We start from the raw sequence: 16,591 nt of genomic DNA on the forward strand, positions 1-16,591 counted from the left end.
TGAGAGAAGAATACTCCCCACTCCTCACTCCTCACTCCCCACTCCCCACTAATCGTAATTCCCTTTTCAATATCCTTACCGCTGTTTCAGGATAGTGCTCACACAACAGTCCCATCGCAGCTAAAATATAACTTTTATCTAATATCAAATCAGCTTTTTGCGGCTTTAGCATTACCGGATTTGTTTCGTCAAAAAGGCTTTGTTTCAAGATACCGGTAGGATTATTACTGTTGATGATAGGTCCTCCGGTTCCAATCACTTTAGCTAATCCGGTTACATCTTTTCCCGTTTGCAAATAAGTGACACCAAAAGGCGTATATACCGTTTCTATATTACCGACATGCCTTTCAACGGCATGCTTTACTGCTAATGCTGCAAGTGAATCATCAACAAGCGCTGCTTCCACATTCTCATTTGAAAGAGTTTCGGGATACCTGGTAATTTTTTCAACATGATTCATAATGGTATGGTCAGATAGGCCTGAATACTTTTCCAGTTCTTTTATCCCTACCGCTTCTGTTAGTGCCAAAGCACTGTAACGTACCCCCAGGTCTCCTTCTACGGTCCTTTTTGCAAAAGGTTCCGGAAGACCTTTCATGACAACACCGGAACGTGTTGGCTCACCACCGGCAATAGAGTGAACATCGGTTGTAGCCCCCCCTACGTCTATTACCATTAAATCTCCTATCCCTTTTTCATTACCGACACCGGTCGATAGCTTATGGGCCGCATTTAAAACTGCTGAAGGAGTGGGCATTAATAATCCTTGTATTAAACTCTGCACTTTTGTAAGTCCTTTTGCCTGAATGATTCTTTGAAGGAATATTTCACGTATTGCAGTCCTTGCAGGCTCAATATTTAATACATTAAACTCAGGCATTACATTTTCACAAATCCTTGTTTGTTTGCCTGAACGTTCTATGATTTCCGCTGCCTGCCGTGCAACTGATTTGTTGCCGGCTACCACAACGGGAAACCGCCCTTCTATTTCAGATATTACCTTTGCATTGTGCAAAATTACATGCTTATTTCCTCCGTCAGTTCCTCCTGTCAGCAGGATGATATCCGGCATAAGCTTATTTATTTCCTGCGCCTCATCTTCATTTACTTCATAGGAATAGACCTTCAAAACTTTTGCCCCTGCACTCAACGCGGCCCTCTTTGCGGCTTCCGCCGTAAGGTCAGGCACTAAACCCACCGCCACCATTTTGAGACCTCCGGCTGCACTGCTGCAAGCAAGCCGAGTTTCGAATTCAACCTGCCCTATTTTATCTTTCAACGCCGCTTCAGCATTTTGCAACCCTTCACTAATATCCGTTTCTACCGTAGTAAAGGCCCTGGCAGTTCCAAGGATTGATTCATTGCTAATATCTACTGCCGTAACTTTTGTATAGGTACTTCCAAAATCTATTAATAAGACCGGCTGCATCTACTCGTCAACTCCCAAATCATTTTTCAGATCCGCAATGGTGTGCTCAGGAGGCGTACCGGGAGGGTATACCCTGTAAAAACCCATTTCCTTAAACTTCTTTTCTACCTCCTCAAATGATGTTTTTCCAACCACAAGATTACCGCCTACATATAGAGGCACTTTTTCCAATCCTGCTTCATCGCACTTTTCTCTTAAACCACGACAATCTATTTCGCCATGCCCATATAATGAAGAAACCAAAATAGCATCTGCCGCGGTTTCTATTGCAGCTTTAATATATTCTTGCTGTGATACCATTACCCCAAGATTTACAATATTAAAACCGGCTTGTTTAAACGCATATTCTAAAATCTTGTTTCCTATAGCATGAACATCCGCCCCTATCACACCCATCACCAATGTCTTTTTTTCCATTTTTTCCACCACCTTTTTACGCATATATTATTGTAGTATCTTATCCAATAATTTTGACTTTTAAGAGCTACAGCTTCTATACTTATAATGTAACTTTGTCGTGTCACTCTTATTATCATCCCTTCAGGCCAATATTTCAATAGATTTGAAAAGTATACTTAAATTCCGATATCCAGCTATACTTGTATACATGGATAGAATAAAAAAAGCCGCTAATCAGCGGCTTTTTTTATTATTTTTAAGTATTTAATTTACCATTCGGCTATGACACCATCTACTGTTCTCCAAATAGGATTTTTCCAATTATGGCCTATCTTTGCCATCTCTCTCACTTTTTCTTCATTCACTTCTATCCCAAGTCCAGGCTTAGTCAATTTGCTAACATATCCATCTTTATATTCAAATACGGTTTTATCTACCAGATAGTCTAGCAGATCGGAACCTTGGTTATAATGAATGCCTAAGCTCTGCTCCTGTATAAACGCATTAGGTGAACAGAAATCCAACTGCAGGCATGATGCCAGCGCAATAGGACCCAATGGACAGTGAGGTGCTACCGCAATATCATAAGCTTCCGCCATTGCAGCTATTTTTCTAACCTCTAATATCCCTCCGGCATGACTTAAATCGGGTTGGATGATATCTACGCCTCCATCGTGAAGAAGCTTCTTGAATCCCCAGCGTGTATAATTTCTTTCACCTGTGGCAATAGGTATACTTGTACATCTCTTAAGTTCAACGAATGCTTCTTCATTCTCACATAATACCGGTTCTTCTACGAACATCAACTTATAAGGTTCCAGTTCTTTCATCAATACTTTTGCCATTCCTTTGTGCACACGTCCATGGAAGTCAACGGCGATATCCAGTTTATGCCCTGCAAGATCACGGATAGCCTGTACTCTATCCAATACATCCTGTACTACTTGAAAAGAATCAATCCATCCGATTTCCGGCGTTCCATTCATTTTTATTGCTGTGTATCCCTGTTCCATTTTTTCTTTTGCAGCTTGTGCTACATTCCCAGGTCTATCTCCACCGATCCAGCAGTACACCCTTATTTTATCTCTAACCGCTCCACCCAGTAGTTCATATACCGGTACGCCAAGAGCTTTTCCTTTAATATCCCATAATGCCTGCTCAATTCCTGAAATAGCACTTGTCAAGATGGGTCCGCCTCGGTAGAACCCGCCTCGGTAGAGTACCTGCCATATATCTTCGATATCACCGGCACTTCTGCCAATTAAGTATTCTTCCATTTCCTTTACAGCTGCTGCCACAGAGTCTGCCTTACCTTCAACAACAGGTTCTCCCCAACCTACTAAACCCGATTCTGTAGTTATTTTTAAAAATAGCCAACGCGGAGGTACTTTAAATAATTCCAAACTTCTAATCTTCATGATAATAAACTCCTTTACAATTTTTTAATAATCATGTTGATGAGCTATGATGTATACTTACTCTTTAAAATATTTATACTTAATTCAATATTTTCTTTTAATAAAAGCCTCGCCAGCTCAGGTTCTCTGTCTTTAATCGCATTGAATATTTTTTTATGATTTTCGATACTCATAGCTGGCCCCAAATCCTTATTCATTTCTTCAAGATGACTATAAATCAATTCTTCCAGCTTGATCATCACACTATACAGGATAGAATTTTGGGATGCTTTCGCAATACTCAAATGAAACTGATAATCCGCAATAGAGTATTGTCTGTAATCTTGCAGCGCATTGCTCATCATATTCAAATATTGTTTTATTGTGTTAATGTCTTGCTCATTACCTTTTATAGCGGCTAGACCCACACTTTCGATCTCAATAATTTTTCTGAACTCCAATATTTCTATAATTTCTTTTTTATTCAGGCATATTACCGGAATAAAGCTTTCTGCTATATTTTCAGCCGTTGAACCGCATACAAAACTGCCTTCCCCTTGTTTTGTGATTAATACACCCATTGTCTTCAGCTTTTGAATAGCGTTTCTGATCGTATTTCTGCTAACATCAAATGCTCTGCTTAATTCATTCTCAGATGGTATCTTACTATTCGGAGGCCATTCTCCGCTTAAAATGAGTTCTCTCATTTGTGCGTATACTTCGTCTACTACATTTTTTCTGCCAATCGATTTTATACCCATACCCTAACCCCTTATCGTATAAGATCACAAGTATTTTGCCTTATATTTCATTCTGCGTTACAAGTAACGCTACTGTCCTATATATACCAATAATACCATCTTTACTATGATTTTTAAACTTATCTTTAGCCTTTCCAATAAATAATTTGTATATCATCTTATAATAATAAAGGCCTGCACACAACTTGTGGGTTGTGCTACATGTTGTGACATAAGCTTGCTATAATATTGTGAATTATGGGGGTCCAGTAGGATGGACAGGATGATTCCTCCCTACTGGAAATTTAATGAATAGACCATTACATGTTTTACTTAATCTCAATCTACAAATTAATTATAGATGATCAACTTCAATTTAAAATCACCAAGTTATATCACACGACTGTTCGTAGGGGCGGACGACCCTGTCCGCCCGGTACATTGTTGCATGACCTGCGGGTGGACAGAGTCGTCCGCCCCTACAAAACCCGCATAATATATAAGTCAAAAAATTGTAATTTTACACTTGGTTGCCTGCATATCCCCAATAACGCCTGTAAAATCAAATTAGTCCGTTAAGATCACTTTAATCAATGGACCAGGGTCCTTTGCCAACCGCTTAAAGAGTTCAACACCTTTTTCCATTGGTTCTACTAGGCTTATCATAGGTTCTACGTTAAGTTTTCCGCTGTTTAATATATCTACGACTTCTCCGAACTCTTCAAGTGTGTAAAGGAAAGTACCGAATACCTTTAACTCTCTTGTTACTATTTCCTGCATGTTGATATTAATCATCTTAGCGGAATTACCAATCCATACGGCTGTTCCTCCAAGCTTTAAGCTTGCCATTGCTTGTTGAACGGTTGGAGTCGCTCCTACAGCTTCTAAAGCTACATCTACACCCATACCTTCCGTTTCTTTTTGAATAATTTCCTCCAGATTGTCCTTCGATGGATTAATTACAATATCTGCGCCCATTTCCTTGGCTACACTCAGTCTGCTATCACTTAAATCTGAAACAAATACTTTTGCAGGATTCCGCATTTTAACAATAGCCAAAACCAGCATACCAATGGTTCCTGCACCTACAATGAGTACTTTTTTCCCGCTCAAATCACCGGCGTTATTTACGCCTCTATAGGCAACAGCCATAGGTTCCATCATAGAACCTACGTTATAGGATACATTATCACTAAGCTTGAACATCAGCTTTGCAGGCATACATATATATTCTGCCATGGCACCATTACACTCTAACACACCATAAGCTTTCTTATTAAGACAAATATGCGGTTTACCTTGCTTACAAAACTCACACTCGCCGCAGTAAAGAACAGGATATGGTGCAATGCGGTCTCCTACCTTCACTGTAGTTACTTCTTCTCCTACTTCTTCAATAATCCCCGCGAATTCATGCCCCATTGCCATCGGTGGGATTCTTCTTCCGGTGATGCCTAGATATCCATGAACATCCGATCCGCATATACCACAGGCTTTGACTTTAATTAATACTTCATCCTTGCCCGGACGTACATCCTCAATTTCTTCCCATCTGAGGTCCTCGGGACCATGATAAACCAGTGCCTTCATTATCATCAATCTCCTATTTCGTATTTTTAAAATAACTATTTATAATAATCTTTCATTGTTTCCTTAGTCCATTTTAATAATCATTAACGCATGTATAAGACCGTATTATTTAATTATATATTCTTATATTTCTGTTGTATTAAAAACACAAATACCATATTAAACACTATTCTTCTATAACATTATTCATGGCTTATTCTACAAATTACCCTTTAACATTTGTTAAAGGGTAATTTGTAAAATTATCTAACCACTATTATTGTTGAGCTTTTGCAATTTCAGCTTTTAATTCTTCTACCAAATCTTTTCCTACTTTGTCAGCAACCTCATCCCAAACGCCAGCAGTCAATTCCATAAACGGTTTTTTATCTTCTGCAGCTAATCTAGTAACTACGCCGCCTTCTTTTTCAATTTCAGCTAAATAAGTTTCAGTTGCTTCTCTATTCAACTGTCTTTCATATAAACCGGCTTCTTTTGCAGCTGCGATAATAATATCCTGGTCTTCTTTTGGAATAGTGTCAAATATTTTTTTACTAAACAGGAACATAAATGGTGAATAAATATGTCCGGTAGTAGTGATATATTTATTTACTTCGTGGATTCTAGCAGTATAAAAGTTTGGTACAGGGTTTTCTTGTCCGTCCATTGCATGCTGCTGAAGTGCTGTAAACACTTCTGACCATGACATTGGCGTCGGATTAGCCCCCATCGCTTTCCAAGCAGCTAAATGGAAGGCATTTTCCATTGTTCTTACTTTCATTCCTTTTAAGTCTTCCGGAGTTTTTACTGCTAACTTACTGTTTGTTAAATGTCTGAAACCATTTTCCCACCATGCAAGGTTGATCAAACCTTTTGATGGCATTAAAGCTGACATTTTTTCTCCAATAGGGCCATCCAATACTGCATCTGCAGTCTTTTCATCCGGGAACAAGAAAGGTATGTCAAAAATAGCTAACTCTTTTGTAAAACCTACCAATGGAGCAGTAGAAGTGACACATGCTTCTAGCGTCCCTGCTCTTAAAGCTTCGGTAGCTTTTACATCATCACCCAACTGATTGCTGTGATAAACTTCAACTACATATCTTCCATTTGTCTTTTCTTCAACGATTGTCTTGAATTTCTCTCTTAAAGCTACTACGGCAGGATGCTTTTCTGCAACACCATTGCTGACTTTAATAACCATTTCTGGTTCTTTTCCATTGGCATCGTTTTTTGCTTCTTGCTGTGTTCCAGGCTTATCTTCAGGCTTCGGATCATTTTGCTGCGGAGTCTTCCCAGCTTGGACGCATCCAGTTAACATTGTTGCCAGCAGAGTTCCTGCTGTAAGAATTGCTGTTAATTTTTTTCCCATTGTAAATTCCTCCTTATTTTTTGATTGCTTAGATTGTTTCTATAAAAAGGTGATTACTTAATCAAGCAGCTCCCCTTTTATATACAATAATTTTTGAGATATACTCTTTCTATCTTCCTATCATATTTGGAATAAACATTACTAACCCGGGTGTATAGGTAATCAATAACAGTACCGCTACCATTACCGCAAGAAACGGCCACATCGCTTTGGTCAATTCTACCATTGACGTTTTACCAAGCCCTATTCCAACGTATAAAACATTTCCTACAGGCGGTGTTAACAACCCTATACAAAGATTTACCGTCATGATTACTCCGAAGTGCACCGGATCAAGACCAAATCCTTCTATTAGCGGCAGTAAAATCGGCGCTAGGATAAGAATTGCAGGACCCATATCCATAACACACCCTACTAATAAGAGAAGAATATTAACCAAGAACAAAATAACATAAATATTATCGGAAATCGCAAGGAGTGCAGAGGTCAACAATTGAGGAATATGCGCGGTGGTAATAAGATAAGCTGCTGTAGTAGCACCGCCTACCACCATCATAATTACTGCAGTCCCTCTTGCAGCATCAATCAGTATCTCCGGCATCTGCGACATCTTTAATTCTCTATAGATAAACTTGGATACCACAAAAGCATATACTACCGCTACAACTGCTGCTTCAGTAGGTGTAGCAATACCTGTTACAATACCTCCTAGAATAATGATAGGAAGTATAATCGCCCAAAAGGCCTCTTTGCTGGCCTTAAGCACCTCTTTCACCGAAGCGCGTCCTCCGGATCTGTAATTGTGCTTTTTCGCATGAAAGTACCATACAGTCATCAAAGCAAACCCAATTAATACGCCCGGGACAATCCCTCCCAGAAATAGCTTGACAATTGAAACCCCTACTGTTACTCCATAGAGAATCAAAGGGATACTTGGCGGAATAATAGGACCTATACAACCTGCCGAACAAATCAAAGAAGTACTTTTATTGCTCTCATATCCGTTTTCTTTCATAATGGGAAGCAAAACTGACCCAACAGCTGTCGTATCTGCTACCGCCGAACCGGATACGCCTGCAAAAATCATGCTGGCAACTACCCCTACATATCCTACTCCCCCAGTAATATGACCTACCAACGCTTGAGCAAACTTCACAATTTTAGATGAAAGTCCTCCTTGATTCATGATTTCGCCTGCGATCATAAAGAAAGGAATAGCCAATAGCGGAAAACTATCTACACCTTTGATCAGGCTCTGGGTAAGAATTTGTGCAGAAACAGTATTACTTTGAAGCATCATCATCACAATCGCTGTTGCAATAAGACAGAAAGCAACAGGTACATTAATTAATATCAAACCAAATAACGTTATTAAAAAAGCTGCAAGCATTCTCTAGACACCCTCCCTTATCGTTGTGTGGATAATCCGCCGGATGATCCAAATAATTTTATAATTTTTACTATTCTAGCTAAGGTTTGCAGCAATAAAATTACGCCGCATGCAGGAACAACGCTGTATACCATCCCATAAGAAATCTCTAAAGCCGGAGTCATCCACTCATAATTCTCAATCACAACGGTAAATCCACCTTTAGTGATCAGGATTAGGATACCCACCACAATCAAATTCGCTATGACTAGAAGTGTTAACCCTACTTTTCTAGGCACGCTTTGAATAACAATGTCTAGATTCATGTGTTCACTTCTATCGTGCGCTAAAACTGCTCCTAAAAAGGTTATCCATATAAATAAGAACCTTGCAGTTTCATCTGCCCATGCCAATGAATTGTGTAAGAAATAACGACTAATAACGTTTGAAAAAACAACCACAATTAACACAGTACTCAATAATACCAGTAAGTATTTAATGCCGGTTAACAAACGCTCGTAAATACTACGTATTACCCCCATACTTTTCCTCCTCCAGCAACTTGATACCTAATACCTATTACTTTCTTACTTCTACTTGTGCTAACTTCTCATAGAACTGAACGATCCCGCTGTGGTCGTTCTGTCCTTTACCGTCTACTTTTAAAGCCTGTAATATTTCCATTACCTGGCTTGTGAGCATTAAAGGCGCTCCTACTTCTCTTCCGGTTTCAATTGCGTTTGCTAAATCTTTTATATGCAAATCAATTCTAAAGCCAGGTTTGAAGTTTCCTGCCATTACCATTGGTGCTTTTGCATCCAATACCGTGCTGCCTGCAAGGCCTCCGCGGATCGCATTATAAATCGCTTCCGGACTTACTCCTGCTTTTGTTCCCAATACTAAAGCTTCAGACATCGCTGCGATATTTAATGCTACAATAATCTGATTTGCAAGCTTAGTGGTATTACCTGCGCCAATCTCGCCGCAAAGTACTACGGATGCACCCATCTTGCTTAATATATCTTTACATTTATCAAAGACTTCCTGCTTTCCGCCTACCATAATGGATAAGGTTCCATCAACCGCTTTCGGTTCTCCTCCGCTTACCGGAGCATCCAACATCTCTACCCCTTTTTCAGCCAGCTTTGCAGATACTTCTTTAGAAGCCAGCGGTGCGATAGAACTCATATCTATCACGATACTTCCAGCTTTAGCACCTTCCAATACACCATTTTCCCCTAATACAACGGTTTTTACATGGGGTGAATTCGGCAGCATGGTAATGATATATTCACATTGTGATGCTACATCTTTTGGTGAATTTCCTGCTGTAGCGCCGGCTTCAACCACTTCATTCACCGCGTCTTTATTAATATCAAATACTACCAGCTCATATCCTGCTTTAAGCAAGTTTTTTGACATAGGTTTTCCCATAATTCCTAATCCGACAAATCCGATTTTCATATATATGCCTCCTGTTAAATGTTATAATCATTTTAAAATTATGCTCTTTTAGACTATTTATTAAACACCTTTTTTACAGCCTCTACAATTGCCTGAGATGTCAAACCATAGTATTCCATCAACTCATCATAGTTGCTTGCAGATGTCCCGAAACAGTCTTTCACGCCAACGAACTCGATCGGAAGATTGCTTTCCATTCTTAATGCCTCAGCAATCGCACTTCCCAGTCCGCCTATAATGCTGTGTTCTTCTGCTGTTACGACCCCTTTGCATCCTTTGGCCATTTCTATAACAGCCTGCTGGTCTAACGGCTTGATGGTGCTTACATTTACAACTTTTACTGAGATGCCTTCTTTTTCTAATTGTTCAGCTGCTTCCATTGCTTTGGATACCATTACGCCGTTTGCAAATACCACCATATCTTTTCCATCTTTGATTTGATATACTTTTCCTATTTCATACTCCTGCGCTTCATCAGTATAGAAAGGCAGGTCATTTCTGTTGATTCTGATATATACAGGTCCCGGATAGCTCGCCATTGCTTTTACCATTTTCTTCGTTTCTATCGCATCTACCGGTACCAAGACAGTCATATTCGGTATCGCTCTCATTACTGCCATATCCTCTACGGCTTGGTGAGTTGACCCGTCACCAAAATCCGATAATCCTGAGCTTGAACCGCAGATCTTTACGTTCAGCTTTGCAATGGAGATGGTTTGTCTTAATTGGTCGTAAGCTCTTCCCATTGCAAATATTGCAAAAGTGCTGATAAATGGAATTTTTCCTGTTAGTGAAAGTCCCGCCGCAGTGGATGCCATATTTTGCTCAGCGATTCCCATTTCAAAATATCTTTCAGGGAATTCCTGCTCAAACATGCAAGACATTGTTGATTTACCCAAATCAGCTTCTAAAGCTACGATATTTTTATTTTCTTTTCCAAGTTCAACTAATGTTTCACCATAAGCTACTCTTTGACTTTTTGTACTCATTTTTATCACCTCACGCCTTTAACTTTTCTAGATCTTTTTTAGCTATTTCGTATTGTTCCTCAGTCATTGACCCATTATGATATGCCACATTATTTTCAGCAAAGGAGATACCTTTCCCTTTTATAGTTTCTGCAATAATGACTGTTGGTTTTCCTTTCGCTTTATCTGCTTTGTCTAAGGCTTCTATGATTTGTTCCACATTATGTCCATCAATTTCTATCACATTCCATCCAAATGCTTCCCACTTTGATGGGATAGGATTGGTATTGAATCTTTCTTTTACAGCGCCGGTTGCCTGTAATCTATTTCTATCTACAATCGCTACCAAGTTATCAATCTCAAAGTTTGCTGATGCCATGGCAGCTTCCCATATTTGTCCTTCAGCCAGTTCTCCATCACCTATGATGACGTATACTTTATTCTTACTGCCATCCAAGCGGAGTCCCAGCGCCATTCCATTCGCAATGGACAATCCCTGCCCCAACGAACCGGTATTTGCTTCAATCCCCGGTGTCTTAGTCATATCAGGGTGACCTTGCAATTTTGCTCCTAAAGTTTTTACTTTCTTAAGTTCCTCTTTCGGAAAAAATCCTGCCTCTGCCAAAGCAGCATATTGCACTAAAGCTGCATGTCCTTTACTAAGTAGGAATCTGTCTCTATTTTCATCAGACGGATTCTTTGGATCTACTTTCATCTTATGAAAGTATAGAGCAGCTACAATATCGGCACAAGAACTGGAACCACCAAGATGTCCTACCTTTCCTACGCCAATAATGTCTACAATATCTTCTCTTAATTGCAGAGCTTTTTCCTCTACTGCCTTTACTACTTCTTTTGATACCATTTTGACCCTTCTTTCTTTAATGATTTTAAACAAAATATCAAAATCAATGAACTAAAATAAACGGATAAATAAAGTTGTTGATTTTACCATGGATTTGCTGATAATAAATAATCGATTCTTTCTGCGAAAGTTTAAATTTCATTGAGAAATATTTCTTTAACATTAAACGTCTGTTGTATAGCAGATATCTGTTGTTAGTTGTGCTACATGTTGTTGTAACCAAAAAACTAACTTGATACTTATTATACTGGATTACTTGTACATTGTAAATAAAAAAATGATAATTTCTTATTATTTTTTTGAAATTTTAATTAGTTGACATTTATCTCAATATTGTATACATAAAAAAAGACTACTTCTTAGACTTTTTTTCCAGCATATTTGCCCATGTTGTCTGCACATGTTCTTCCATTACTTCCTTCGCTTTAACCCTGTCTTTCTCTATTAATGCTTCAAGGATCTTTTCATGATAATATAACCCAATATGAGATCCTAACGTATTTACTATATCTTTCATTGAAACACTTAATATATCCTTTATAATATGAGTTAACTGTATGAGCAAAGAATTTTTTGTAGATTCTGCCAATGCTAAATGAAAATTCAAATCTTCAATCGCAAACTTTTCAGGGTCATTCTTACACTTATGCATCTTCTCCAGAATTCCCTTAAGTACCTCTATATCTTCTTCAGTTGCTTTTTTTGCTGCCAATCCCGCTGTTTCAACTTCAATTACTTGCCTAAACTCCAATACTTCCAATGTAGCTGCATCACTCAAAAAAACAAGCGGAATAATAGAGTTCATATAGACACCCGGTGAAGGCTCCTTTACATAAGACCCCTCCCCAGGGCGTGTTTCCAATAACCCTAAAGTTGTTAACTTCTGCACAGCTTGTCTAACTGTCATACGACTTACATCTAATTGTTGAGCAAGTTCATTTTCAGATGGAATTCTAGTTCCCGGTTTCCATTCTCCTGAAATAATTTCGTCTCTTAATTGTTCAAAAACTTTATTACTAACATTAGTACGTTTTATTGGCTTTATTCCCATTCACCATCGCCTACTTCTTAATATTTATATAGTCCTTTTGTTCTAAGGTAGAAACCCTGTCTACGGTATCCTATCATACAGGTAGTCTAGCATATAATTCGTTTTTTTTCAATATCTGTCCTCTTTTCAGATAAAACTTTTGTTAATTTTGTAACTATCATCACTAGTATGTTTGTCTTTTTCAGAATAAAAAATCTACCTGTTTAAAAATTCGCTAATATCTCTTATTCCATATCTTCCGGGGCTTTGTCAAAATCAAATGTATTGGAAGTCAACACTAACTTGCATGCATTTACTATATCACAATTATAAATTGTATTTTTCCCATCTTCTATTTCTTCAAGAGCTTTATCAATCCCTAGAGCCGGGCGATAAGGACGATGTGATGCCATGGCTTCCACAACATCTGCTACCGCTAAAACCATGGATTCTAAATAAATATTATCACCGGTAAGCTTAAAAGGATAACCTGTACCATCTATTCTTTCATGGTGCTGTATTACATAATCTTTAATCTTCCATGGAAAACACAATTTACTCAGTATACTATATCCGATTTCACTATGCTTTTTAATAATACTAAATTCATAATCATTAATCCTACCCGGTCTTGTTAATATTTCATTTGGCACGTATATTTTGCCTATATCATGCAGCAAACCTGCAATGTATATTCCTTGTCTTTTATCCGCGCTAAGACCAAATACTTGAGCTGTTTTATACGCTAAATTTGCTACTCTTTTTTGATGATTGGCAGTATACGGGTCTCGTATTTCTGTAATACTAAGCAAAGTATTAACGATCCTTAAATAATGTTCCAAACTATACCGTTCTTTATTGGTACTGTTATATGTACGCTCATCGATATCAGAAAGGTGGTGAACAACGGTGAGTATGAGTCCATTATTACATTTCTTTAAGATATACTGGTGTACACGTACATATATAATAGAGCCATCTTTACGATGTTCAAAGGCTTCAAATACATCTTGACCATTATTTTTTAAAGACTGAGAACGAATATCCATAGTGCCGGCTAGTTCCCCTCTTATTTCACAAATATTTTTTCCAATTAATTCATCTTCCAGATATCCGTATATCTTTGTGGCACTTCTATTCACATAGATAAGATTCCCATAAAAATCATGAATAAGTATGGGGTCGCTAATACTATCAAAAAAACACAGGTCGGTTAAATCTTTACTGTCAATACATTGTCTCTCAATAATACTACTTATCATATAACTACCTCCACCAAAAATCGTAATAAGTACGATTTCTTAGATTCAGACAGAAATTCAACTCCCTTTATCCTTAGAAACCGTTATCCGCCGATGTACTGCCACATATCTTCCCTTTATAAAATTTAGATACTTCACAGCAATGTCATCGAAGAATAATATAAAAGGCACCTATAATAGGTGCCTTTAACATACTAATAATCAAAGTATACTAAGTTTCGGCAACCTGGCAGTCATAGAATTAAATCCCGTAGACCCATGGCTTTGCGGCTTTACCTTTCGGTAAATGTGCTATTATCGACCATCATATATATTTAATTTTATTGAGTATACATAGGACTATAGTGTTCTTTTACCATTTAAAATAGACCATTAGTCCTATATGTATTATAAACTAATATATTACAGATTTCAACATTTTTTGTAACTATGATAATTAATTAACATAATAGATACTTTAAACATTTAATTATTTTATAATTTTTGGAAAATCTATTTTTACAAAAAAACACCTAGCTATAAGACTAGATGCCATGTATAATGATAAATATTATTTTATACTCCAGGTTACCACTCTAACCTTAATTTTCTCTGCAACTTCCTTTTTATAATCCTCATTTCATAGTAGTGCACTCATCTCCTTATGCAACTTATACTATTAATGAATATAGTAATAACTGGATTCCTTATAACTAAAACTCATACTATTCTCATCTAAACCACATTAATCTGCCAATCCTATCTCAACATTATTAAATATAGGAACTTTAAGTACTTGCCCAGCCTTAATCATACTGCTTTCCATATTATTTTCTATAAGAATCATTTCTACATACTGTCTAATATCCAATTTATTATTATTATATTCCTTTGCAATATCCCACAACGTATCACCATTTGTGGTATATACATTAACGTATCTTACAACTGATTGTTTATTAACCTGAAGATTAGAAATTAAAATACTACCAAAAACAGCACTACATATAACCAACATTATAAAAAAGATTAATAATCTTTTTACATTAATGACTTTTAACCTAACATCCCTGATCCCATCAATGAATAATTTTATAAATAACCCTATATTGTGCAGCCATTCTTTAATACGATGGTATTCTTGCTGAGCTTTATTTAAAAATGTCTTGATTCTAAATATTGTCATATAAGCATAACTCATAGCCTATCCCTCCATTATGTAATCTATTAAAACGAAAGCTGTCATGAGAAATAATTTAAGCACCTATGAACTCTCACAGGTGCTTAAAAATAGAACGCTCAGTAATTATTTCTATTTCTGCAACCTGACAATCATAGGTATTACCCTTAGACTCATAGCTTTGCGACCCTGCCTTTCGACAAGTGTGCCTTTATTGTCATCGATTATTAAATGGATATCCTCATATACGACCCCAGTCCTACACAATAGGTATATAGTCCTATTTATATCTTAATACATTCGACATTATATTACAAATTCCTTCTTTTTTTTTATTAAAAATAGAAATTTTTTTAATTATTCGCAATAAAAAATGGTAGGAAACTTTACAGTTTGCATTTGAACAGCAAAAAACCCTCTATCCATATAGATAGAAGGTCTTAGTGGTGAGCCATCCGCGACTCGAACGTGGGACACCTTGATTAAAAGAAGGTGCGTTTTGTATATGTATAGCTTTATTTGCATATATTTTTACTTGGTTTTACGTGCTTTTGGAATATTTTTTCTTATTTGTTCATGCTTTTTCGTGCAAATTGGCACTAGAATGGCACAAGAATTCATTTAATGCTTGTTATTTATTTTTCGGAACTACTTGACTTACATACTTACAAAATGTGGATTAGATAATAAACAATGAGACTGCTCATGTATTCGGTTAAATTAAAGTAATTGTTAATATTGTATTAATCAAGATTATAAGAAATTTGGATTAGAAGAATGTAATTACTAAATACTATTCTATATGATTCTTCCTTTTATCCCTAATATACATAAATAAAAACATTGATAACAGTATAATAGATATTATCCCGCATGTTATTTGTTGGATAAATGTTAATGACTTTAATGTTGCAATAAATAGAGATATTCCAAAGAATATAAGGAAATAGTATTTATTCATGTGTTGCACCTCCATAAATTATTAATGAGCATATCATCTCGGTTCGCAGGAAAAGTCAAATGTTTTATTGACAGCATTTATTTTTTTTTATAGGTATATTATATATGGGAATAAGCAGTAGTTAAAACAGTATTAATAGTTTATCAATTATGCTAGTTATTTTATATACTAATAGTAACGTTGCCGTAATAGATGCTAATATTAATAGTTTTCTCCAGGTAAACCTGCGTAGCCATAAAAACCATGTCATTCATCTGACCCAATGTACTACGGTCACTGGTTTTCGTGTAAAGGATACTACCGGATTCCTGAAAATACTTATCAATAATAGCCTGTTCAATTCCTTCAGCTGCGAGGTTCTCAGCTATTGCCGCTTTCACAACTCTGTCAAAATCCTTGACATGCTCTTTTTTCAACCCATAAAGGATAAAGCAGAATCTGGTTTTATCGTTCATAATTATGGCACACTTTCTCCGGTTATAGATAAACAGATTGGCATGCCAGGAATATAATCCATCTGATCCTATTGGAATTATGTTTTGCAAACTGACTTTAAGTTCATCTTCCAGTTTCTTTGTACATTGAAGTATCAGCATAAAAATCTCAC

15 protein-coding genes and 2 riboswitches are annotated in these 16,591 nt (G+C 37.0%); all 15 genes read right to left on the reverse strand.

What is annotated here, in order from left to right; genetic code table 11:
• Nucleotides 1-31 precede the first annotated feature (31 nt).
• The 15 genes from glmL to QKW49_RS11620 all read right to left on the reverse strand — a co-directional run bounded on the left by glmL (nt 32) and on the right by QKW49_RS11620 (nt 16,580).
• Nucleotides 32-1,429, reverse strand: a complete 1,398-nt coding sequence (gene glmL / locus QKW49_RS11550) for a methylaspartate mutase accessory protein GlmL (protein ID WP_282867684.1) — start codon at nt 1,427-1,429, stop codon at nt 32-34.
• On the reverse strand, nt 1,430-1,846 hold the full coding sequence (gene glmS / locus QKW49_RS11555; protein WP_282867685.1) for a methylaspartate mutase subunit S: 417 nt from the start codon (nt 1,844-1,846) through the stop codon (nt 1,430-1,432). It abuts the gene before it with no gap.
• A gap of 251 nt (nt 1,847-2,097) precedes the next feature.
• The gene (dgoD, locus tag QKW49_RS11560; protein WP_282867686.1) at nt 2,098-3,246 is read right to left on the reverse strand and encodes a galactonate dehydratase; all 1,149 of its coding nucleotides are present in this window, start codon (nt 3,244-3,246) and stop codon (nt 2,098-2,100) included.
• Nucleotides 3,247-3,290: 44 nt separating this feature from the next.
• The gene (locus QKW49_RS11565) at nt 3,291-3,986 is read right to left on the reverse strand and encodes a FadR/GntR family transcriptional regulator (protein ID WP_282867687.1); all 696 of its coding nucleotides are present in this window, start codon (nt 3,984-3,986) and stop codon (nt 3,291-3,293) included.
• A gap of 546 nt (nt 3,987-4,532) precedes the next feature.
• The gene (locus QKW49_RS11570) at nt 4,533-5,555 is read right to left on the reverse strand and encodes a galactitol-1-phosphate 5-dehydrogenase (protein WP_282867688.1); all 1,023 of its coding nucleotides are present in this window, start codon (nt 5,553-5,555) and stop codon (nt 4,533-4,535) included.
• A gap of 256 nt (nt 5,556-5,811) precedes the next feature.
• On the reverse strand, nt 5,812-6,906 hold the full coding sequence (locus QKW49_RS11575) for a DctP family TRAP transporter solute-binding subunit (protein ID WP_282867689.1): 1,095 nt from the start codon (nt 6,904-6,906) through the stop codon (nt 5,812-5,814).
• 109 nt (nt 6,907-7,015) lie between these two features.
• Nucleotides 7,016-8,296 (reverse strand): TRAP transporter large permease, encoded by a 1,281-nt coding sequence (locus QKW49_RS11580; protein ID WP_282867690.1) that lies wholly within the window; start codon nt 8,294-8,296, stop codon nt 7,016-7,018.
• 17 nt (nt 8,297-8,313) lie between these two features.
• The gene (locus QKW49_RS11585; RefSeq protein WP_282867691.1) at nt 8,314-8,817 is read right to left on the reverse strand and encodes a TRAP transporter small permease; all 504 of its coding nucleotides are present in this window, start codon (nt 8,815-8,817) and stop codon (nt 8,314-8,316) included.
• Nucleotides 8,818-8,854: 37 nt separating this feature from the next.
• Nucleotides 8,855-9,739: a 2-hydroxy-3-oxopropionate reductase gene (gene garR / locus QKW49_RS11590; RefSeq protein ID WP_349239108.1), complete on the reverse strand. Its 885-nt coding sequence runs from the start codon at nt 9,737-9,739 to the stop codon at nt 8,855-8,857.
• Nucleotides 9,740-9,792: 53 nt separating this feature from the next.
• Nucleotides 9,793-10,728: a transketolase family protein gene (locus QKW49_RS11595; protein ID WP_282867692.1), complete on the reverse strand. Its 936-nt coding sequence runs from the start codon at nt 10,726-10,728 to the stop codon at nt 9,793-9,795.
• Between the two features lie 10 nt (nt 10,729-10,738).
• On the reverse strand, nt 10,739-11,605 hold the full coding sequence (locus QKW49_RS11600) for a transketolase (protein ID WP_349239109.1): 867 nt from the start codon (nt 11,603-11,605) through the stop codon (nt 10,739-10,741).
• A 319-nt stretch (nt 11,606-11,924) separates the two neighbouring features.
• A complete protein-coding gene (locus tag QKW49_RS11605; RefSeq protein ID WP_282867693.1) occupies nt 11,925-12,623 on the reverse strand; it encodes a FadR/GntR family transcriptional regulator in 699 nt (232 codons plus the stop codon).
• Between the two features lie 224 nt (nt 12,624-12,847).
• Nucleotides 12,848-13,864, reverse strand: coding sequence for an HD domain-containing phosphohydrolase (locus QKW49_RS11610; protein ID WP_282867694.1), 1,017 nt, complete (start codon nt 13,862-13,864; stop codon nt 12,848-12,850).
• A gap of 217 nt (nt 13,865-14,081) precedes the next feature.
• Nucleotides 14,082-14,167: riboswitch (cyclic di-GMP riboswitch) on the reverse strand.
• Between the two features lie 421 nt (nt 14,168-14,588).
• Nucleotides 14,589-15,044: a LysM peptidoglycan-binding domain-containing protein gene (locus QKW49_RS11615; protein ID WP_282867695.1), complete on the reverse strand. Its 456-nt coding sequence runs from the start codon at nt 15,042-15,044 to the stop codon at nt 14,589-14,591.
• Nucleotides 15,045-15,159: 115 nt separating this feature from the next.
• Nucleotides 15,160-15,243, reverse strand: a riboswitch (cyclic di-GMP riboswitch).
• Between the two features lie 902 nt (nt 15,244-16,145).
• Nucleotides 16,146-16,580, reverse strand: a complete 435-nt coding sequence (locus QKW49_RS11620; protein ID WP_282867696.1) for a hypothetical protein — start codon at nt 16,578-16,580, stop codon at nt 16,146-16,148.
• Nucleotides 16,581-16,591: the final 11 nt, after the last annotated feature.

It is taken from the genome of Petroclostridium sp. X23 (assembly GCF_030013905.1).
GTDB lineage: Bacteria > Bacillota > Clostridia > SK-Y3 > SK-Y3 > X23.

Coding starts and splice junctions, on each gene's coding strand:
- glmL (WP_282867684.1), bottom strand. CDS start 1,429: ATGCAGCCGGTCTTATTAATAGATTTTGGAAGTACCTATACAAAAGTT.
- glmS (WP_282867685.1), bottom strand. CDS start 1,846: ATGGAAAAAAAGACATTGGTGATGGGTGTGATAGGGGCGGATGTTCAT.
- dgoD (WP_282867686.1), bottom strand. CDS start 3,246: ATGAAGATTAGAAGTTTGGAATTATTTAAAGTACCTCCGCGTTGGCTA.
- QKW49_RS11565 (WP_282867687.1), bottom strand. CDS start 3,986: ATGGGTATAAAATCGATTGGCAGAAAAAATGTAGTAGACGAAGTATAC.
- QKW49_RS11570 (WP_282867688.1), bottom strand. CDS start 5,555: ATGAAGGCACTGGTTTATCATGGTCCCGAGGACCTCAGATGGGAAGAA.
- QKW49_RS11575 (WP_282867689.1), bottom strand. CDS start 6,906: ATGGGAAAAAAATTAACAGCAATTCTTACAGCAGGAACTCTGCTGGCA.
- QKW49_RS11580 (WP_282867690.1), bottom strand. CDS start 8,296: ATGCTTGCAGCTTTTTTAATAACGTTATTTGGTTTGATATTAATTAAT.
- QKW49_RS11585 (WP_282867691.1), bottom strand. CDS start 8,817: ATGGGGGTAATACGTAGTATTTACGAGCGTTTGTTAACCGGCATTAAA.
- garR (WP_349239108.1), bottom strand. CDS start 9,739: ATGAAAATCGGATTTGTCGGATTAGGAATTATGGGAAAACCTATGTCA.
- QKW49_RS11595 (WP_282867692.1), bottom strand. CDS start 10,728: ATGAGTACAAAAAGTCAAAGAGTAGCTTATGGTGAAACATTAGTTGAA.
- QKW49_RS11605 (WP_282867693.1), bottom strand. CDS start 12,623: ATGGGAATAAAGCCAATAAAACGTACTAATGTTAGTAATAAAGTTTTT.
- QKW49_RS11610 (WP_282867694.1), bottom strand. CDS start 13,864: ATGATAAGTAGTATTATTGAGAGACAATGTATTGACAGTAAAGATTTA.
- QKW49_RS11615 (WP_282867695.1), bottom strand. CDS start 15,044: ATGAGTTATGCTTATATGACAATATTTAGAATCAAGACATTTTTAAAT.
- QKW49_RS11620 (WP_282867696.1), bottom strand. CDS start 16,580: ATGCTGATACTTCAATGTACAAAGAAACTGGAAGATGAACTTAAAGTC.